Origin of the sequence: Aliihoeflea sp. (genome assembly GCF_052435475.1) — a bacterium.
Taxonomy (GTDB): Bacteria; Pseudomonadota; Alphaproteobacteria; order Rhizobiales; family Rhizobiaceae; genus Aliihoeflea.
In genome coordinates this window covers 67,749-87,003 of sequence record NZ_JBQVMV010000002.1, presented here as the reverse complement: position 1 = coordinate 87,003, position 19,255 = coordinate 67,749, and the positions used below count along the sequence as shown (strand labels likewise).

At 65.7% G+C, this 19,255-nt stretch carries 18 protein-coding genes; 12 read left to right on the top strand and 6 right to left on the bottom strand.

Features of this window, described 5'->3' with window-relative positions:
- Nucleotides 1–951: a carbohydrate kinase family protein gene (locus ACT6QU_RS03430; RefSeq protein ID WP_444563731.1), complete on the top strand. Its 951-nt coding sequence runs from the start codon at nt 1–3 to the stop codon at nt 949–951.
- Here the strand turns inward: ACT6QU_RS03430 and ACT6QU_RS03425 are convergent.
- Nucleotides 948–1,562: a nucleoside/nucleotide kinase family protein gene (locus ACT6QU_RS03425; RefSeq protein WP_444563732.1), complete on the bottom strand. Its 615-nt coding sequence runs from the start codon at nt 1,560–1,562 to the stop codon at nt 948–950. The two genes, ACT6QU_RS03430 and ACT6QU_RS03425, sit on opposite strands and share 4 nt — an antisense overlap.
- A gap of 16 nt (nt 1,563–1,578) precedes the next feature.
- On the opposite strand from ACT6QU_RS03425, the gene ACT6QU_RS03420 reads away from it, so the two are divergent.
- The 3 genes from ACT6QU_RS03420 to ACT6QU_RS03410 all read left to right on the top strand — a co-directional run bounded on the left by ACT6QU_RS03420 (nt 1,579) and on the right by ACT6QU_RS03410 (nt 4,395).
- Nucleotides 1,579–2,271: a D-lyxose/D-mannose family sugar isomerase gene (locus ACT6QU_RS03420; RefSeq protein ID WP_444563733.1), complete on the top strand. Its 693-nt coding sequence runs from the start codon at nt 1,579–1,581 to the stop codon at nt 2,269–2,271.
- 83 nt (nt 2,272–2,354) lie between these two features.
- Nucleotides 2,355–3,812, top strand: a complete 1,458-nt coding sequence (locus tag ACT6QU_RS03415; RefSeq protein ID WP_444563734.1) for a TrkH family potassium uptake protein — start codon at nt 2,355–2,357, stop codon at nt 3,810–3,812.
- Between the two features lie 73 nt (nt 3,813–3,885).
- Entirely contained in the window at nt 3,886–4,395 is a 510-nt protein-coding gene (locus tag ACT6QU_RS03410; RefSeq protein ID WP_444563735.1) for a Dps family protein, read from the top strand.
- Between the two features lie 43 nt (nt 4,396–4,438).
- On the opposite strand, the gene ACT6QU_RS03405 is transcribed toward ACT6QU_RS03410, so the two are convergent.
- Both ACT6QU_RS03405 and ACT6QU_RS03400 read right to left on the bottom strand, forming a co-directional pair.
- Nucleotides 4,439–5,830, bottom strand: coding sequence for a CoF synthetase (locus ACT6QU_RS03405; protein ID WP_444563736.1), 1,392 nt, complete (start codon nt 5,828–5,830; stop codon nt 4,439–4,441).
- A gap of 131 nt (nt 5,831–5,961) precedes the next feature.
- Nucleotides 5,962–6,438 carry a copper chaperone PCu(A)C gene (locus ACT6QU_RS03400; RefSeq protein WP_444563737.1) on the bottom strand — a complete coding sequence of 159 codons (477 nt, stop codon included), beginning with the start codon at nt 6,436–6,438 and terminating at the stop codon, nt 5,962–5,964.
- Between the two features lie 306 nt (nt 6,439–6,744).
- Between ACT6QU_RS03400 and ACT6QU_RS03395 the strand changes: the two genes are divergently transcribed.
- Genes ACT6QU_RS03395 through ACT6QU_RS03385 form a run of 3 tightly spaced genes read left to right on the top strand, consistent with a single transcriptional unit; the run spans nt 6,745 to nt 9,310 of the window.
- A complete protein-coding gene (locus ACT6QU_RS03395; RefSeq protein WP_444563738.1) occupies nt 6,745–7,839 on the top strand; it encodes a methionine ABC transporter ATP-binding protein in 1,095 nt (364 codons plus the stop codon).
- Nucleotides 7,829–8,494: a methionine ABC transporter permease gene (locus ACT6QU_RS03390; protein ID WP_444563739.1), complete on the top strand. Its 666-nt coding sequence runs from the start codon at nt 7,829–7,831 to the stop codon at nt 8,492–8,494. The genes ACT6QU_RS03395 and ACT6QU_RS03390 overlap by 11 nt, the downstream gene beginning before the upstream one ends.
- A 36-nt stretch (nt 8,495–8,530) precedes the next feature.
- On the top strand, nt 8,531–9,310 hold the full coding sequence (locus tag ACT6QU_RS03385) for a MetQ/NlpA family ABC transporter substrate-binding protein (RefSeq protein WP_444563740.1): 780 nt from the start codon (nt 8,531–8,533) through the stop codon (nt 9,308–9,310).
- Between the two features lie 31 nt (nt 9,311–9,341).
- Here ACT6QU_RS03385 and ACT6QU_RS03380 read toward each other — a convergent pair whose 3' ends face one another.
- Nucleotides 9,342–10,184 (bottom strand): EamA family transporter, encoded by an 843-nt coding sequence (locus tag ACT6QU_RS03380; protein WP_444563741.1) that lies wholly within the window; start codon nt 10,182–10,184, stop codon nt 9,342–9,344.
- A gap of 159 nt (nt 10,185–10,343) precedes the next feature.
- On the opposite strand from ACT6QU_RS03380, the gene ACT6QU_RS03375 reads away from it, so the two are divergent.
- Nucleotides 10,344–11,405, top strand: coding sequence for a dipeptidase (locus ACT6QU_RS03375; RefSeq protein ID WP_444563742.1), 1,062 nt, complete (start codon nt 10,344–10,346; stop codon nt 11,403–11,405).
- A gap of 162 nt (nt 11,406–11,567) precedes the next feature.
- Here ACT6QU_RS03375 and ACT6QU_RS03370 read toward each other — a convergent pair whose 3' ends face one another.
- A complete protein-coding gene (locus ACT6QU_RS03370) occupies nt 11,568–12,845 on the bottom strand; it encodes a phospholipase D-like domain-containing protein (protein WP_444563743.1) in 1,278 nt (425 codons plus the stop codon).
- Nucleotides 12,846–12,977: 132 nt separating this feature from the next.
- Here ACT6QU_RS03370 and ACT6QU_RS03365 point away from each other — a divergent pair, with 132 nt between their 5' ends.
- The 4 genes from ACT6QU_RS03365 to ku all read left to right on the top strand — a co-directional run bounded on the left by ACT6QU_RS03365 (nt 12,978) and on the right by ku (nt 16,566).
- The gene (locus ACT6QU_RS03365; protein WP_444563744.1) at nt 12,978–14,420 is read left to right on the top strand and encodes a phospholipase D-like domain-containing protein; all 1,443 of its coding nucleotides are present in this window, start codon (nt 12,978–12,980) and stop codon (nt 14,418–14,420) included.
- A gap of 107 nt (nt 14,421–14,527) precedes the next feature.
- On the top strand, nt 14,528–15,382 hold the full coding sequence (locus ACT6QU_RS03360) for an endonuclease/exonuclease/phosphatase family protein (protein WP_444563745.1): 855 nt from the start codon (nt 14,528–14,530) through the stop codon (nt 15,380–15,382).
- 55 nt (nt 15,383–15,437) lie between these two features.
- On the top strand, nt 15,438–15,749 hold the full coding sequence (locus ACT6QU_RS03355) for a hypothetical protein (protein ID WP_024587667.1): 312 nt from the start codon (nt 15,438–15,440) through the stop codon (nt 15,747–15,749).
- Nucleotides 15,750–15,753: 4 nt separating this feature from the next.
- Nucleotides 15,754–16,566, top strand: coding sequence for a non-homologous end joining protein Ku (ku, locus tag ACT6QU_RS03350; RefSeq protein WP_444563746.1), 813 nt, complete (start codon nt 15,754–15,756; stop codon nt 16,564–16,566).
- 199 nt (nt 16,567–16,765) lie between these two features.
- Here ku and ligD read toward each other — a convergent pair whose 3' ends face one another.
- Entirely contained in the window at nt 16,766–19,255 is a 2,490-nt protein-coding gene (gene ligD / locus ACT6QU_RS03345) for a DNA ligase D (protein WP_444563747.1), read from the bottom strand.

The window sequence follows — 19,255 nt, the reverse complement described above, 5'->3', positions numbered from 1 at the left end:
ATGATCCTGTGCTGCGGCGATGCGCTGATCGACATGCTGCCCGTCGAGCTTGAGGGCGGGCGGCGCGGCTTTGCGCCCCATGCCGGCGGCGCGGTGTTCAACACCGCCATCGCGCTGGGGCGGCTCGGCGTCGAGACAGGCTTCTTCAACGGCCTGTCGACCGACCTCTTCGGCAGGATGCTGGCCGACGAACTGAAGGCGTCCGGCGTCGATTCCGCGCTGTCGCCACGCAGCGCCCGCCCGACCACGCTCGCCTTCGTCACGCTCGAGGACGGCCACGCGAGCTACCATTTCTACGACGAGGGAACCGCGAGCCGGATGCTCGAACCCGCGGACCTGCCCGGCCTCGGCAATGATGCGCGCGCTCTGTTCTTCGGCGGCATCAGCCTTGTCGTCGAGCCGTGCGGCTCGGCCTTCGAGGAATTGATGGCGCGCGAGGGGAAGACCCGCCTCGTCATGATCGACCCCAACATCCGTCCCGATTTCGTCGCCGACGAAGTGGCCTACCGCGCGCGGCTGACGCGGATGATGGCGGGCGCCGACATCGTCAAACTGTCCGAAGAAGACCTTGCCTGGCTCTCGCCCGACGCCGACGCCTTCATCGACGACTTGCTCGCGGCCGGCCCGTCCGTCGTGCTGGTCACCCACGGCGCGCGCGGCGCGACCGGGCACACCGCGCGCGGGACGATTTCGGTTTCGCCGCGGCCGGCAACCATCGTCGATACGGTCGGTGCGGGCGACGCCTTCAATGCCGGCTTCCTCGAAGCGCTGGAGGGCCTGGGGCGCCTCGACAAGGCAGCGACCCGCGCGATGGGCGAAGGCGATCTGCGGCTTTGCCTCGACCGTGCGGCGGAGGTCGCGGCCGTCGCCGTCTCGCGCCCCGGCGCCAACCCGCCCTGGGCTTCGGACATTTCCGCGCCCGCCTGGCGGCGGCTTGCAGCGCGAACCTAAAGCGCTTGCGGCCGCCAGAGAATATCGCCCGAGCCGCCCTGCGCCTGGACGAGATCGACATTGGGCATGTCGTTCGACGCGACCCAATGCGCCGCCTGTTCCCCGCTCCAGCCAAGCTCGAGCCAGCGCCGCATCAGCCGCTTTTCGAGTTCGACGCGCGGCACGTCGATGAGCACCGTCACGTCGAAGAGCGGGCGCAGCGCACTCCACGGCGCGGCGTCGAGCGTCAGATAGTTGCCCTCGACGATGACGAAACGCGCATCGCCCGCGATCCGCGCCGCGCCGGCCCGGGCGAGGTCGAGCGGGCGATCGAAGACGGGCACGACCACATCCTCGCCATGCCGGATACGGCGCAGGACGCTCTCCAGGCCTGCGACGTCGAACGTGTCCGGCGCACCCTTGCGCTGGCGCCGGCCAAGCGCGTCGAGGATGGCATTGTCATAGTGAAATCCGTCGCCCTGAAGGATCGCCGCGTCGCCGAGCGCGTCCGCCAGATGCTCCGACAGCGTCGACTTGCCGGCGCCCGGTGGACCGGCCAGCGCGACGACGAAGCGGTCGCGGCCCTCGGCCCGTTCCGCGATCTTCCCGGCGATGTCGACGACCGAATCCATGGTGTGAAGTGAACCGATGAAACGCTCTGAAATCAACGACATCATGCGCGAAGCCGATGAAATGATGCGCCGCTTCGGCTTCGTTCTGCCGCCCTTCGCCCGCTGGACCCCGGACGAATTTCGCGCGCGGAGCGATGCGCAGGCGATCGTCGACGCGCGGCTCGGCTGGGACATCACCGACTATGGCGCGGGCCGCTTCGACGAGATGGGACTCTTCCTCTTCACCCTGCGCAACGGCCGTCTCGCCGACCTGAAGCGCGGGGGCGGCATGTGCTACGCCGAAAAGCTGCTGATCTCGCGGCAGGACCAGTTGAGCCCGATGCACACGCATCGCCTGAAGGCCGAGGACATCATCAATCGCGGCGGCGCGACGCTCGTCGTCGAACTCTTCGGCTCCGACCCGAACGGCGACTTCGACACGACGCGCGGCGTCACCGTCGCCTGCGACGGCATCGCGCGCACACTTCCGGCCGGCGGCAGATTGAAGCTCGCGCCCGGCGAGAGCGTGACGCTGATGCCCGGCGACTGGCACGCCTTCTGGGGCGAAGGCGGCGACGTGCTGATCGGTGAGGTCTCGACCGTCAACGACGATTTGACCGACAACATCTTCGGCGAGCCGATCGGCCGCTTCGCCACGATCGAGGAGGACGAGCCGCCGCTGCACCTTCTCGTCAGCGACTATCCGGCATGGCTCGTCCGCAATTCGTGATCGGCGCGGGCGACGGCGCGGCTGTTCAGGGTTGCTGTTCGGGCGTATAGCTCGCCGATCATTTTGTGTGGTTCGACAGCATCTTGAACACGCTCCATATTCGCGCCGTCACCTTCGTCGCGGCGATCTTTTCGGCCTATCTCGCCTTGTTCATGGCACTCCCGGCGGTGGTCGACCTTTATGTCGGCAACCCGGACTGGCAGGTCTTCACGCTGTCCGGCCTCCTCGTCGGCGGCCTGTCGGCGGGCATCGCACTCGCCACTTTCGGCTCGCCGCCCCAGCTTTCGGCCCGCTTCGGCTTCCTGCTCGTCAACGTGCTCTGGGTCACGACCGCCATTGCCGGCGCCGTCCCGCTTTATGCGGCCTCGATCGGGCTCAGCGTGACCGATGCGATCTTCGAAAGCGTCTCGGCGCTGACGACGACCGGCTCGACCGTGATCGCGGGCCTGGATTCGCTGCCGCCGGGGCTGCTGCTCTGGCGCTCGCTCCTGCAATGGATCGGCGGCGTCGGGGTGATCGCGCTCGGGCTGTTCGTGCTGCCGTTCCTCAATATCGGCGGGGTTTCCTATCTGAAGATCGAATCCTCTGATATCGGCGACCGGCCGTTCGCGCGCCTGTCGACCTACACCGTCGCGCTGCTCGGCATCTACGCCGCGCTGACGCTGGTCTGCGCCGTCGCCTATGCCACCGCCGGCATGACCGCGTTCGACGCGATCAACCACGCCATGACGACGCTTTCGACCGGCGGGTTCTCCACCCATGACGCCTCGCTCGGTTTCTATGCCGATCGGCCGGCGATCCTGTGGGTCGGAACGATCTTCATGTTCCTCGGCGCCCTGCCCTTCTCGATCCTGATTCTGCTCGCCGTGCGCGGCCGCGTCGATCCGCTCGGCGACCCGCAGATCCGCGTCTTCGCGACCTATTGCGCGGGCTTCATCCTCGCCGTCGCGATCTATCTGCGGGTGACCTCCGAAGTCGGCTTCGGCACGGCGCTGACCCATTCGGCCTTCAACTTCATATCGATCATCACCACGACGGGATTTGCCAGCGGCGACTATTCGGCCTGGGGCCCGTTCGCCGTCGGCTGCGCCTTCGTCGCCACCTTCATGGGCGGCTGCTCGGGCTCGACCTCCGGCGGCATCAAGGCCTACCGGTTCTACATCCTCTACCAGCTTCTCGCGCGCGGCCTGAACAAGCTGATCTACCCGAATTCGGTCCAGTCGATCCGCTACGGCAAGCGCGTGATCGACGGTGACATACAGCGCGCGACGACGCTCTTCGTCGCGGTGTTCCTCGTCCTTCTGTGCGTCGGCACGCTGCTTTTGACCCTGACGGGCCTCGATCTCGTCAGCGCCGTGACGGGCACCTTGACCGCGTTGACCAATGTCGGCCCCGGCCTCGGCGACATCATCGGCCCGGCCGGCAATTTCGTGCCGCTGTCCGATGCGGCCAAATGGGTGCTGATCGCGGCCATGCTGCTCGGCCGCCTCGAAATCCTCGCCGTTCTGGTCCTGATGTCGCCCGCCTTCTGGCGTCGATAATCGGGAACATTTCACATTAGAGAATGTTCATGGAGCGAACGGCCAACCGCCCAGCCAGAACAGGAGCATTCTCATGGCCAAAAGCGCCAAGGTTCTCGATACCAAGCCCCGCGACGTCGAGGTCAACACCGGCATCGATGCCAAGAGCCGCAAGGCGGTGGCCGAGAGCCTGTCGGCCATCCTCGCCGACACCTATGCGCTGCTCGTCAAGACGCACATCTATCACTGGAACGTCGTCGGCCCGCTCTTCCACTCGATTCACGTGATGACCGAGGAGCAGTACAACGACCTCTTCAAGGCGACGGACGAGCTTGCCGAACGTATCCGCGCGCTCGGCTACCGCGCGCCGGTCGCCGGTAACAAGGGCGCCGACATCGTCGTCGAACTCGGCGCGGAATCGAAGACCGCCCACGACATGGTTGCCGACCTGATCGACGGTCACGAGGCCGCCATCCGCAAGATGCGTGACGCTGCCGAACAGGCCGAGGAAGCCGAGGACTTCGTCTCGCACGACATGCTCGTCGGCCGCATGACCTATCACGAGAAGGTCGTCTGGATGCTGCGCGCGGTCGTCACCGAGTAGGCGAAAAGCTCTCCGGCGGATGAGCAATCGTCCGCCGGTACCTTCAGCCTGCGATGTTCTGGATGATGAAGGCACGCTTGCCATGCGCGCCGGACGCGATCGAGGCGACCTCTTCGATATCGAAGCGCAGGCGTCCGTCCGTCCGCTTTTCGAGCGCTTTCGCCAGCCGTTCCGCATCGCTCGCGCCGCCATTTGCCGCCGGCACATAGCGGAGCGTTGCAACCCCCGGCGAGCCCTGCACGAACTGCCATTCGGCGAGCCCACGCAAAAGCGCCATGTCCTCCGGTACAAGGTCGGTGGCGACGATCTTGCCGCCATCGCCGGCAATCAGGAAATCCGGCTTGCGGCGCGGAGCGATGTCGCGAACCGTCAGCCGCCAGCCATTTTCGCGCGTCGCCGCCTCGACCAGCCGGGCCCGGTCCCCGGTGTCGTAGCGGATGAAAGGCATGCCGGTGGAGATGAAGCCTGTGCCCAAAAGCCGCCCTTCGGTACCCGGCGTCACGACAGGTCGGCCGTCATCGTCGACGAGTTCGGCGAGCCCATAGAGCGGCTCGAACGTGTAGACGCCCGGCTCGCCCGGCCGCTCGACGGCGAACGCGACCTTCTCGCTCATGCCGTAGAAGGGCACGATCTCGGCCTGCGGAAAGACCTTGGCGAAGAGATCGCGCTGGTGGGCGAACAGGGGCTCGGAAATCGGAAAGATGCCGCGGATGGGGTGCGCCAGCCGGCGGTTCGCATTGTCGAGATGCCGCGCGAACAGCTCGATCGCGGAGGGATAGCCGTGAATGTAGGAAATGCGCCGCCGCTCCATCTCGTCCGCCATCGCGGCTGCTTCAGCGGGCCCGAGCGGGAAGACGGCAAGGCGCAGTTCACCAAGCGCCGGGTCCCATTGATGCGCCGCATTCGCATCATCGAGGCGAAAGCCGCGGAGCACGGCCCGCGCATCGCCCGGCCGGTAGCCCGCGCGTGCCCAGGCGGTGGTGACGAAGGCGAATTCGCGCACGCTGCGGTCGGCGTCGATCAGGAACTCGAACGGCGCCTCGGCATTAGAGCCGCTGGTGGTCGCCTGGATGAGCGCGGGCAACGCGTCGACGCGCGCGGCGTCGCCCGCCTCGCGCATCATCTGCTTGGTCGTGATCGGCACGCTCGCCAGCGCCTCGAGTTCAAAGGTCGCGAAGGCGGCGTCGCCGAGAAGCTTGCGCCAGAACGCGCTACCCGCCGACGCCTTGGTAAGAAGCGCCTGCAACTGCGACTGCGCCCGGTCCACTGCGAAAGCCGGCTCGAGTTCGGATCGCTTGATGTCCCGCCGCCACCGCTCGAAGGCCGGCCCGTATTTCAGGCTGCGCGGGACGAGCGCGACGAGCGGCGCCAGCCTGCGCCTGATCGGTGCGGGCGTGCTCGTATAGGCGCTGCGCGCGATGTCGACGATACGCATGGTTCCGCGCTTTCAGTGCGACGCATTCTTCTCCACCCGAACGCATCACTGTGCCTGTTCGCCTCATCGCGCAATCGCAGCCTTAAGCAATGGTTAACGGAGTCGGGTAGAGCGCGCCGGCGCCTTTGCCATCAATGGTTGTGACCCGAATGCCCGCTCGGCCCGCCCATGCCTTCGACAGCGAACTCCACCTCGACTTCGCCGGCCTTTTCGAAGACCAGCGTGCCGGCGAAATTCTCGCCTTCGACGAGCTGCTTTTCGGGGCCCATGAACATGATGTGGAAGGAGCCGGGCTCGAGCTTCACCTCTTCGCCGGCCGGAATCTCGATGCCGTCGGCGAGCGGGCGCATCGTCATCACGCCATTGCCATCGACGGCCATCTCGTGGATTTCGGCCGAAGCGGCGAAGTCGCTGCGCACTTCGATCAACCGGTCGGCCTCGGAGCCATTGTTGGTGATGGAGGCGTAGCCGGCCGCAACCCGCGCGCCTTCAGGCGTCGCCCGCGACCACGGGTGGTCGATCGTCAGATCGCCGGCGGCGAAGTCGTGCGCGAAGGCCGGCGCGGCCATGAGGGCGCCGGCAAGGGCGATGGATCGGATGAACTTCATGCGCGTCTCTCCTGAATGTGCTGGAGCTGGTTGTATCATTGGGGGGAGTGAATTTCCTGTGTGGCAAAACGCGCGACGGGTCGGCTCGCACGCGCTCGTTCGAAATCCTTTTCCCGCTAACCCGCCAAACTTGGAATGCAAATTCTCTACACTGCGTCCCGAATTTGCGCATTGTCGCGGCCGGAACGAAGGCGTAGTCACCGCGCCATGAAGACCAGCACAAAGACGTCCGCAGCTTTTGGGAGGAAGCCGGCGGATCGGAAAGGCATCGACGATGAACTCCCCGCGACCGGCAGGATGGCCGGCATGAACATGGCGCCCCGCAATCTATCTGCCGGCGAGGCCGCATCGCAGGATGCGATCGTCCGCTTCGAATCCGTCTCCAAGAGCTTCCCGGCGGGCCGCGCCTCGGGCGAGGTCATCGCGCTCGACAGCATCGACCTTGCCGCGCCCCGCGGCTCGATCACCGCGATCATCGGTCGTTCCGGCGCCGGCAAGTCGACGCTGATCCGCCTCGTCAACGGCCTCGAAAAGCCGTCATCCGGCAAGGTGCTGGTGGACGGAACGGACGTCGCGCCGCTCGGCGAAAAGGCCCTGCGCGAGACGCGCCGGCAGATCGGCATGATCTTCCAGCACTTCAATCTTCTGTCCTCGCGCACCGTCTACGACAATGTCGCGCTGCCACTGGAGATATCCGGCGTCGCCGCCAGGGAGATCGAGACGCGCGTGACGCCGCTGCTCGACCTCGTCGGCCTCGCCGACAAGCGCAACCGCTACCCCTCCGAACTTTCCGGCGGCCAGAAGCAGCGCGTCGGCATCGCCCGCGCGCTCGCCATGCAGCCGAAGCTCTTGCTGTCGGACGAGGCGACCTCGGCGCTCGATCCGGAGACGACGCTCTCCGTGCTGGCGCTTTTGCGCCGCATCAACCAGGAACTCGGCCTGACGATCATCCTCATCACGCACGAGATGGAAGTGGTGAAGTCGATCGCCGACCACGTCGCGGTGATCGAACAGGGCCGGATCGTCGAAAGCGGCACGACCTTCGACGTCTTCACCCGCCCTGAGCACGAAACGACCAAGGCGCTGCTCGCCGGCATTCCCGGCATGACGCTGCCGGAATTCGTCGCCGCACGGATCAGGCCCGAGCCGTCACCCGGCAGCGAGGCGGTGCTGCGCATCGTCTTCACCGGCACCCACGCCACCGACCCGGTGCTATCGCGCCTGTCGAAGGAACTCGGCCTCGAGGTCAACATCCTCGGCGGCGCGGTCGACGAGATCGCGGGGCGGCCGTTCGGGACGCTGATCGTCTCGTTCAAGGGCGGCGACGCCAAGATTGCCGAGACGCGCGCCTTCCTCGCCGGGCTCGGACTCACCACGGAGGTGCTCGGCCATGTCGCCTGATATCGCCTGGCTCATCGTCCGCGCCACCGGACAGACGCTGCACATGGTTTCGGTCGCGGCCCTCATCGGATCGGTGATCGGCATTCCGCTCGGCGTGTTCCTCGCCACCTCGGGACGCGGCGAACTCTTTCACGCGCCGATGACGAACCGCGTCCTCGGGGCCGTCGTCAACGCCACGCGGTCGACGCCGTTCATCATCCTCGTCGTCGCGATCATTCCCTTTACCCGCCTTGTCGCGGGAACCTCGATCGGCACCACGGCGGCCATCGTGCCCCTGACCATCGCGACGATCCCGTTCGTCGCGCGGCTGGTGGAATCGGCCATCCGCGAGGTCGATCCAGGCCTGATCGAGACCGCGCGGGCGATGGGCGCCTCGCCGTTCCAGATCGTCTGGAAGGTGCTGCTCGCCGAAGCGCGCGCCGGCATCACGCTGGCGCTTACGCTCACCATCGTCAGCCTGATCGGTTATTCGGCCATGGTCGGCGCGATCGGCGGCGGGGGCCTCGGCGACCTTGGCATTCGCTACGGCTACCAGCGCTTCATGCCCGACGTGATGCTCGCGGTCGTCGTGGTGCTGATCGTGCTCGTCCAACTCGTGCAATCGGCCGGCGACCGCCTCGCCCGCCATTTCGACAAGCGCGCCAGACCGCGCTGAATCAATCCATCTGATCCCAAACGGAGACTTTTGAAAATGTTGAAGAAACTCGCACTCGGCACGGCGTTTGCCGCCCTCCTCGCCGGCTCTGCCTTCGCGCAGGAGATTAAGATCGGCGTCACCCCCGGACCGCACGCGCAGATCATGGAGAAGGTGAAGGAAATCGCCGCCGCCGATGGCCTCGAGATCGAGATCCGCGAATTCTCCGACTATGTCGTGCCGAACCAGGCACTGAACGACGGCGAACTCCAGGCCAACTCGTTCCAGCACAAGCCCTATCTCGACAACCAGGTCCGCGACCGCGGCTTCGAGATCGTCGACGTGGCCTACACGGTCAACTTCCCGATGGGCATCTATTCGGAGAAGCACGACAGCTTCGACGCACTGCCGGACGGCGCGACCATCGGCATCCCGAACGATCCGACCAATGGCGGCCGCGCGCTGCTCGTGGTGGCCGATTCGGGCGCGATCACGCTCGACCCCGACAAGGGCCTGAACGTCACCATCGCCGACATTACCGAGAACCCGAAGAACTTCAACTTCGTCGAACTCGATGCCGCCCAGCTTCCGCGCTCGCTCGCCGACACGGACGCTTCCGCGATCAACACCAACTACGCGCTGGAAGCCGGCCTCGATCCGGCCAACGACCCGATCCTCAAGGAAGGTGCCAAGGCGCCCTACGTCAATCTGATCGCGGTCAACACCGCCGACAAGGATGCCGAGTGGGTGGCCAAGCTTGTCGCGGCCTACCACAATGACGAGGTCAAGGCCTTCGTCGACGAGACCTTCAAGGGTTCGGTCCTCACGGCCTGGTAAGTCTCTGGAAGGGCGGCGAAAGCCGCCCTTTTCACATCCTCATCAGGACGAGGCCGGCGATGACGATGAGGATGGCGAGAACGCGCTGCGCCTTGATCTTCTCGCCAAGGAACAAGACGCCGATGATGACCGCGAAGACGACGCTTGTCTCGCGCAGCGCCGCCACCAGCGCGATCGGCGCGACGGTGAAGCCCCAGATCGCGATCCAGTAGGCGCCGAGCGACAGCGCGCCGGCAATGAAGCCCGCCTTCCAGTTCTGCGCAATCATCCGCCCGGTCGCCCGGCCCTGCCGCCAGAAGGCCCAGGCGAGAAGCGGGATGCCGTCGAGGACGAAGAGCCACAAGACATAGGCGTGAGGATCGCCCGCCGCCCGCGCCCCGATGCCGTCCGACAGCGTATAGCCGGTGATGAAGACGGCGGTGATCAGCGCGAAGACCAGACCGCGCGGCGATGCCCTCAGCGCCTTCACGCCGCCGTCGAGCGATAAGGTCACGATGCCGAGCCCGAGCACGACGATGCCGATCGTGGCGAAGGGCGTCAGGTCTTCACCCAGCAGAAGGATGCTGGCGGCGAGCGTCAGCATCGGCGCCGAACCGCGCGCCAGCGGATAGATCTGCCCGAGTTCGCCATGCGCGTAGGCATTGGCGAGAAACACGTTGTAGCCCAGATGAAGGCAGACCGAGAGCGCCAGCCACGGCCATGCTTCAGTGCGGGGAAAGTCGACGAAGAACAGCCCCGGCAGCGCGATCAGCGCACTCATCGCCGCGAGCATCGTCATCAGCGCGATGCGGTCGCCGCGAAAGCGCAGCACGGCGTTCCAGCCCGCATGCATCAGTGCGGAGGCAAGAACGATGGCGATGACGGTGAGGCTCATGGCCCCGGACTATAGCCGGCGCAGGAAAAGGACAATCGGTGCGCTTGGCCCAAATCGCGCCGCGCCCCTAGTCCAGATGGCAATGTCGCGACGGCCTCGCGGCTTGTATGCTTTACTGCAAATCCAATGACTTGCGACCGGAAGGCGAATCGAAATCTGATGCAGACACCAACCCCCATTTTCGACGGCCACAACGACACGCTGCTGCGGCTTCACATGAAGAGCGCCGATCCGGTGGCCGATTTTCTGAATGGCGGCGTCGGCGGCCATATCGATCTGCCGCGCGCGCTGGAGGGCGGATTGCGCGCAGGCCTGTTCGCCATCTTCATCCCCTCGCCCGGCAAGGAGGCCGACGTCGAGGCGATCATGAGCCAGCCGACCTACGACGCGCCTCTGCCCGACCGCTGCATGACGGACGCGGCGCTGGCCGAGACGATGGCGATGGCCGCGCTTCTGTTCCGCATCGAGGCGAGGTCCGAAGGCCGGCTGAAAGTCTGCCGCACGGCAGCGGCAATCACCGCCACGGTGGACGCCGGCAATTTCGCCGCCGTGCTCCACATCGAAGGCGCGGAGGCGATCGACGCGGATTTCAACAATCTCGACGTGCTTCACGCCGCCGGTCTGCGCTCGCTTGGGCCCGTCTGGAGCCGGCCGAACATCTTCGGCCACGGCGTGCCCTTCCGCTTTCCCTCGACGCCCGACACCGGCCCCGGCCTCACCGATCTCGGCCGCGAGCTCGTGCGCCGCTGCAACGCGCTGCGGATCGCCTTCGACCTGTCGCACATCACCGAAAAAGGCTTCTGGGACGTGGCGGAGCTGACCGACGCCCCGCTCATCGCCTCCCATTCCAACGCCCATGCGGTGACCCCGCACGCACGCAACCTGACCGACGACCAGTTGAAGGCGATCGGCGGGACGAAGGGCATCGCCGGCCTCAACTACGCCACCGCCTTCCTGCGCACCGACGGCCGCATGCGCCCCGACACGCCGTTCGAGATCATGCTGCGCCACATCGACCACATGGTTGAAAAGGCGGGCATCGACTCGGTCGGCCTCGGCTCGGATTTTGACGGCGCGATGGTGCCACAGGTATTGGGCGACGCGGCGGGACTGCCGAAGCTCGTCGACGCGATGCGCGCGCATGGCTATGGCGCGGCGGAAATCGAGAAGCTGTGCTTCGGCAACTGGCTGCGGGTGTTGAGGGAGACCTGGGGCGGTTAGCAACTTCGAACCCGCGCCCCCTCCACCGCCTGCGGCGGTCCCCCTCCCCCGCTTCGCTGGGGAAGAACAAGATCGCGGCCGTCCTCGACGGTTGATCCTCCCCTGCAAAGCGGGGGAGGTGCCGAGCGAATGCGAGGCGGAGGGAGCGCTTTGGCGCAGCCGCTAAAGCTGCGTCCTGAACCAGCTCGCCGCCCAGTCCTTCGTCTTCTCCCATATCCCGCGGTTCTGCCATTCCTCTAGCGTCACCTCGTCCGACAGCGCCAGGTCGGCGTCGAACACGTCGATCTGCGTCTGTGCGAAAGTCTCGTCATAGACGTTGAGGTTGGACTCGTCGTTCAGGCGGAAGGAGCGTTCGTCGAGATTGGTCGAGCCGATGGTCGACCAGAAGCGGTCGATGATGAGCACTTTCGGGTGGTACATGGTCGGCTGATACTCGTGGATGCGCACGCCCGCCTCGAGCAATTCGCCCCAGAAATGGCGTGAGCCGTGGCGCACGATCGGAACGTCGGTGAGCGCGCTCGGCACGATGATGTCGACCTCGACGCCCCGCTCCCGCGCCTCGACCAGTTGCGCGATAGAGACGTCGTCCGGCACGAAATAGGCCATGGCGATGCGGATGTGCTCGGTCGCGCCGGCCATCGCCATCAGCAGCATCTGGTGCATCGATTTCGCGCCGCCGTTCGGCGACGATTTCACGTGCTGCGCGAGAAGCTCGCCGGCGGGTTCCAACTCGGGATAGAAGACGTCGCCCTGCAGCACCTCGCCGGTCGCCTCCAGCCAGTTGTCGGCGAACGCGCCCTGCATGTCGGCGACCACCGGACCCTCGACGCTGTAGTGATTGTCGCGCCATTCGGCCGGATTGCGCGCGTCGCCCAGCCACTCGTCGCCGATTCCGACGCCGCCGGTGAAGCCGATCCGGCCGTCGACGATCAGGAGCTTGCGATGGGTGCGGTAGTTGACGCGATCGAGCGTGTACCAGCGCACCGGGCGGAAACGCTCGAAGACGACGCCCGCATCGGTCATGATCGAGATGATGTCCTCGTCGAACGGCAGGCTGCCGACCGCATCGACCAGCACCCGCACCGCCACCCCCTCGCGCGACTTGGCAGCGAGCGCGTTGGCAAATCTCAGCGCGATCTCGCCCGACCAGTAGATGTAGGTTTCGAAATTGATGCTGGTCTCGGCCGCCTCGATGGCCTCGAGCATCGGCGGGAAGATTTCCTCGCCATTGACCAGCGTCTGGATCGCATGCCCGCCGGCGATGTTGCCGTCGAACACCGAGTGCATGGTGCGCAGGAAGGCCGGGTCGGAGACGGAGACGACATGCGGCACCGGCCGCCGAATGTCCGTTTCGTCCGGCATTAGGTTGACGCCGAGCAGGCTCAACGCCGCCGTAGCCACCAGAAATGTGCCGATCTTGAGTGCAAATCGCCAGTCCATCGAACCCCCGCGCCGTCCGTTCCCCGCTTGTGCCATCATGCGGCATCGGTTGACAGCGCGAAATGCGGCATGGTCCACCGGATGGATCGACTGGCGCATTCCGGCGTTTGTCGGAACTGACCAAAGGCAACGATGTACGCGACCCTCCAGGAATACTGGCCCTACATCCTGTTCGTCCTCGGCCTTGCCTTCGGGATTCCGGCGGCGATCCACGCCGCGATGACGAAGGACGACGTGCGCGCGGCGATCGGCTGGGTCGGCATCATCCTTTTGTCGCCGATCCTCGGTGCGGCGATCTACGCCATTGCCGGCATCAACCGCATCCGTCGCGAGACGATCGGGAAGATGAAGTCGAGCGCCGAGGTGCAGGCGGCCGCCGGCGTCGAATCCGGCATGGCCTTCGAGGCGATCCACGCCGAGCCGCGCTTCCAGGCGATCAAGACGCTGGGCGATCGCGTCTCGCCCTTCTGGCTGACCGCCGGCAACGAGGTCGAGACGCTTCACGGCGGCGACGAGACCTATCCGGCGATGATCGCCGAAATCGACGCGGCAAAGCGCTTCGTCGTGATGTCGAGCTACATCTTCGACAATGACGCGGCGGGCCGGCGGGTCGCCGATGCGCTGGTGCGTGCGCGCAAGCGCGGGGTCGAGGTGCGGGTGCTGATCGACGCGGTCGGCGCGCGCTATTCGCGGCCCTCGATCCGCCAGCAGCTTCGCGACGGAGCAGTGCCGAACCGGCTCTTCCTCGGCAACATCATCGGCTTTCGCCTGCCCTACGCGAATTTGCGCAATCACCGCAAGATCATGGTCGTCGACGGCCGCGTTGGCTTCACCGGCGGCATGAACATTCGCGAGGGCTTCGTCACCTCGCCGGAAAACCGCGAGCCGCATCGCGACCTTCATTTCCGCGTCATCGGCCCGGTCGTCTCGCAATTCTTCGCCGTCTTCGCCGATGACTGGTTCTTCGTCGCGAAGGAGCGGCTCGACGGCCAGGTCTGGCGCTCGGCGACGCCGGCGCTTACCGGCTCCTCCATCGCCCGGGTGATCTTCTCAGGCCCCGACACGCGGCTTGACGCCACCCATGCGATGGTGATGGGCGCGGCCGCCGTCGCCCGCCGCCGGCTGATGATCGCCTCGCCCTATTTCCTGCCGGACCTCCAGATCGTCGGCGCGCTCGCCTCGGCCGCGCGGCGCGGCGTCGAGGTCGACATCGTCATCCCCGCCGCCAACAATCTGCGCCTCGTCGACTACGCGATGACGTCGCAACTCGACCAGGTGATCGGACCGGGCTGTCGGGTCTGGCGCTCGGACGGACCGTTCGACCATTCGAAACTCCTGACCGTCGACGGCACCTGGTCGCTGATCGGCTCGTCCAACATGGACACGCGCTCGCTGCGGCTGAACTTTGAGTTCGACGTCGAAATCTTCGACCGCGACTTCGCCGCCGATATCGAAGCGCATCTGAAGCGCCGCATCGAGGGCGGGCAGGAGGAGACGCTGGCGACGCTGACCGGCCGGCCCTTTCTCAAGCGCTTGCGCAACCGCATCGTCTGGCTGGCGTCGCCCTATCTGTGAGATAAACCGATCGTGACGCCTTCGCCCGCCGGATCGTCGTATTTGCAACGGATCAATGCGAATGGCGTTAGCATGACGCGATGCTCGACCAGACCCCGGATGATGTAATGAAGGCTTTGCGCCGGATCGGCAGGATGAAGACGATCAGGAACTCGCGGCTTATCGCCAATCTGCGCGACGCCCAGACCGTCTATGAACGCCATGACGGCGCAGGCGACAGCGCGGACCTCGTGGTCGCCTCCTACAACATTCACAAATGCGTCGGCACGGACGGCCGCTTCGACCCGATGCGCACCGCCGCCGTCATCGACGAACTGGGCGCGGACATCGTCGCCATCCAGGAGGCCGACCGCCGCTTCGGCACGCGTGACGGCCTGCTCGATCTGCTCCACATCGAGGAGAAGCTGGGCCTCACCCACGTCCCCGTCGCCGCCCACGCCACCGGCCATGGCTGGCACGGCAACGCGCTTCTCTACCGCGAGGGCGCGGTGCGCGACGTGCAGAAGCTGAAGCTGCCCGGCGCAGAGCCGCGCGGCGCGATCGTCGTCGACCTCGAGGTCAAGGGCGGCATCCTGCGCGTCATCGCCGCCCATCTCGGCCTCCTGCGGCATTCACGGAAGAGGCAGATCGAGACGCTGATCGCCGAAGTCTCCGAATGCGGCACCAAGCCGACGCTGATCCTCGGCGATTTGAACGAATGGCGGCTCGGACGGCGCTCGTCGCTGACCCGTTTGCCCGCGTCCTTCGGGCCGAGCGAGGCGCTGCCGAGCTTTCCCGCGCGCTACCCGGTGCTGGCGCTCGACCGCATCTTCGGCACGCCGGAAAGCCTCGTCGCCAAGCTCGAAGTGCACGATTCCGACCTCGCCCGGATCGCCTCCGACCACCGCCCGATCAAGGCCTTCATCGACATGAAGCCGGTGGCGCGGCAGGCCGAGCGCGATGGCGAGGATCGCGCCGCCTGACCCGGAACTCCTGACCCCGCCCGACGTTTGGTGGGATATAACAGGAGTTTCTGAAATGGCAGCCACACGCACCCTCACCGACCGCGACGAAATCCGCGACTGGGCCGCAGCCCGCATGGGCTCGCCGGCGATCAGCGAAGCCTCGCCGTCGGTCGGCGGCGACGATCCGGTCCTGTCGATCGTCTTCGATCAGGCGTCCTATCAGGATCAGGATCGCGGTGCCGACGCGGCCATGGCGCTCGGCGGGCGCGAGATCGTCGAGTGGGACGACTGGTTCAAAATCTTCGAGGAAAAGCAGCTCGCGCTGGTGGTCTCCGAGGAAATTCCGGGCCGCAAGGATTCCTTTCACGAGATCGTCGCGAGGTAGGACCATGGCGCCGCGGTCGTTCTGGAAGGGTTATCTCAAGCTGTCGCTCGTGACATGCCCGATCTCCATGACGCCCGCAACCACGGCGAACAACAAGCTGCGCTTCCACACGATCAACGCCAAGACCGGCAACCGCATCGAGAGCCGCTATGTCGATGCGGTGACCGGCAAACCCCTCGGCGAGCACGACGAGATCAAGGGCTACGAGATCAGCGAGGACAAGCACGTCATGCTCGACGACGACGAGCTCGACGCGGTCGCGCTCGAAAGCACCCGCACCATCGACATCGAGCAGTTCGTCCCGGCCGATTCCATCGGCTGGATCTGGCTCGACAAGCCGCACTACATCGCCCCCGACGACAAGGTCGGAGAAGAAGCCTTCGCCGTCATCCGTGACGCAATGCGCGCGACGAAGAAGGTCGGCATCTCCCGCGTCGTCCTCTATCGCCGCGAACGCGCCGTGATGCTCGAGCCGCGCGGCAAGGGCATCGTCCTGTGGACGCTGCGCTATGGCGACGAGGTGCGCGAGGAGACCGAGTATTTCTCCGACATCGAGCGCGACAAGCCCGACGCGAAGCTGATGAAGCTGGTCAAGTCCCTGATCGACGATCGCTCGACCAAATGGGACCCGAAGCTGGTCGAGGACCCGGTGCAGGACAAGCTGCTGAAGATCATCGCGGCGAAGAAGAAAAAGAAGAAGCCGACGCTGGCGAAGGCGAAGAGCGAGCCGGAGCCGGAGACGCCGTCCAACGTGGTTTCGATCATGGATGCGTTGAAGAAGAGCATTGCAAGTGAAAAGGCGGGGAAGAAGACTTAGGCGTCAGCGCTCCCCCTCTCCGGCCCGGAGCCTGTCCTTGGGCTTGCCGTAGGCAAGACCCGGGGAAGCCACCTCTCCCCCAGAGGGGGCAAGGAACCCAAGCTGGATCGAGTTCCGCACCACATTGCCGGTTGGCGTTTCCTCGCCCCCTTCGGGGGCGAGGTGGCTCGGGCGACAGCCCGAGACGGAGAGGGGGCCTTCAACCTCTCCGCTTTCCCTTCCCCCCGATCACCGCCTCAGCCTTCCGAAAATCCGCCCACGGATCGACCTTCAGATTGTCGAGCCGCGCCATCGCATTCGCCACCGTATAATGATCCGCCCGAATCTCCGGCGACAACTCATCCCATGCCAGCGGCATCGACACCGCCGCCCCTTCCCGCGCACGCGTCGAATAAGGCGCGACGGCGGTCATGCCGCGGCCGTTGCGCAGATAGTCGATCAGGATCTTCCCCTTGCGCTTCGCCTTCGTGATCGTCGCGACATAGGAATCCGGCTCGTCCGCCGCCATCTCCTCCGCGATCGTCTTGGTAAACGCCTTGACCGTGTCCCAATCCGCCTTGGGCTTCACCGGCGCCACGACATGCAGCCCCTTGCCGCCCGACGTCTTCACGAACCCCGTCAGCCCATGCGCCTCCAGCCGTTCACGCACGGCATGGGCCGCCTCGATCACGCGCTCCCACGTGACGCCGTCGCCGGGGTCGAGGTCCATGATAATCGTGTCCGGCTTCTCGATGTCGGAAAGCGGCGCGCCCCAGGGATGGATTTCCAGCGTCGCGCCCTGGACGAGGCCGATCAGCCCGTCGAGATCGTCGATGGCGATGCCCGGCTCATCCGAGTCGTCGAGCTTTTCGTGGACGGTGAGGATTTCCTTGCTCTGCCCCTTCCACGCATGCTTCTGGAAAAAGCACTGGCCGGAAATGCCGGTCGGGCAGCGCAGCAAGGCCAGCGGCCGGTTGACGACGAACGGCGCCATCAGCGGCCAGACCTGCGAATAGTAATCCGCCAGCCCCTCCTTGGTGACGCCCGCATCCTTCCAGTAGACGCGGTCGGGATGGGTGAGCTTGACCGCGCTCTTCGGCTTGTCCTTCGCCTTCTCTTCAGCGCCGCCCTCGCGCACGATCTCGGCTGCAGGCTTGTCCTCGCGAATGCCGCGGAACGAGGCGTGGCGCACGTTTCCGTCCGCCGTCCACGCGCGGAACTCGACCTCGGCGACCATCTTCGGCTCGACGAACACCGCGCCGCGCTTCGCCTCCGCGGAAAGCTTGCCGTCGAAAGGCGCCTCCTTCGCCTCGATCGCCTTCAATTGATTGAACACATCCTCGGCGACGCTGCGCGAAAAGCCGGTGCCGACGCGCCCGGCATGGATGAGCTTACCGCCCTCGTGATAGCCGATCAAAAGCGAGCCGATCGCCGTCTTCGAGGTCGAGGACGGCACGTAGCCGCCGATGACGAATTCCTGCCGCTCGGCGCATTTCGACTTGATCCAGTCGCGCCCGCGCCCCGAGACGTATTTGCCGTCGCGCACCTTGGAGATCACCCCTTCCAGGCTGAGCCGGCAGGCATGGCGCAGGATCATCTCGCCGTCTTCCTCGAAATGACTGGAAAAGCGCAGCGCGCTCGGCGCGTCGGCAGTGAGCTTTTCCAGCGCCGACTTGCGGTCGACAAGCGGAGTTGCGCGCAGATCCTTGCCGTCGAGATAGAGAAGGTCGAAGGCGTAGAAGACGAAGCGGTCGCTGCGCCCTTCGCTCAGGTCAGCCTGCAGCGCAGAGAAATCCGACGCGCCGCCATTGCCCTCGACGACGAGCTCGCCGTCGATGATGGCGTCTTTCAGCGCGAGCTTACGGAAGGCATCGGGCACCGCCTCGCCAAACTTTTCAGTCCAGTCGAGCCCGCTGCGCGTGAAGAGCGTCACCTTGCGCCCCTGCACATGCGCCTGCAGCCGGTAGCCGTCGAACTTGATCTCGTGCAGCCAGCGCGTGCCTGACGGCACATGCGGCTTTAACGTCGCAAGCTGCGGCTCGACGAAGCCGGGATAGCCGGAAGCCTTCGCGCCCTTGATGCGCTTCGGCGGGGCCTTTTTCGTCTCGATCTTGCCGGTCTTCGACGACCAGCCCGGCGCCTCGTTCGCGACGTCGGCGATCAGCCGCCCGGTCTTCACCGATTCCGGCCGTTCCTCCAGAATGTCGGGGTCGTCCTCCGAGCGCGCATATTCGTCGTCGCTCTTGATCATCAGCCAGTTGTCGCGCTTCTCGCGCGGTTTGCGCGCCATGCGCACGAGATGCCAGACGCCCTTGAGCTTCTCGCCGGACAGCTCGATTTCCAGATGCCCCTTCTTGTAGCCCTTGGCATAGTCGAAGACCGGCTTCCACGTCCCGCGATCCCAGACGATGACGGTGCCGCCGCCATATTCGCCCTTGGGGATGGTGCCTTCGAAATCGCCATAATCGAGCGGGTGATCCTCGACATGGACCGCAAGCCGCTTCTCGCCCGGAACGAGGCTCGGACCGCGCGTCACGGCCCAACTCACCAGAACGCCGTCGACCTCGATGCGGAAATCATAGTGCAGCCGGGTCGCGTCGTGCTTCTGGATGACGAAGCTGTTGCCCTTCGACTTCGCCTTGCGCGCTGCTCCGGACGGCTCCGGCGTCTTCTTGAAGTCGCGCTTCTGCTTGTAAACCTCGAGCGCCAT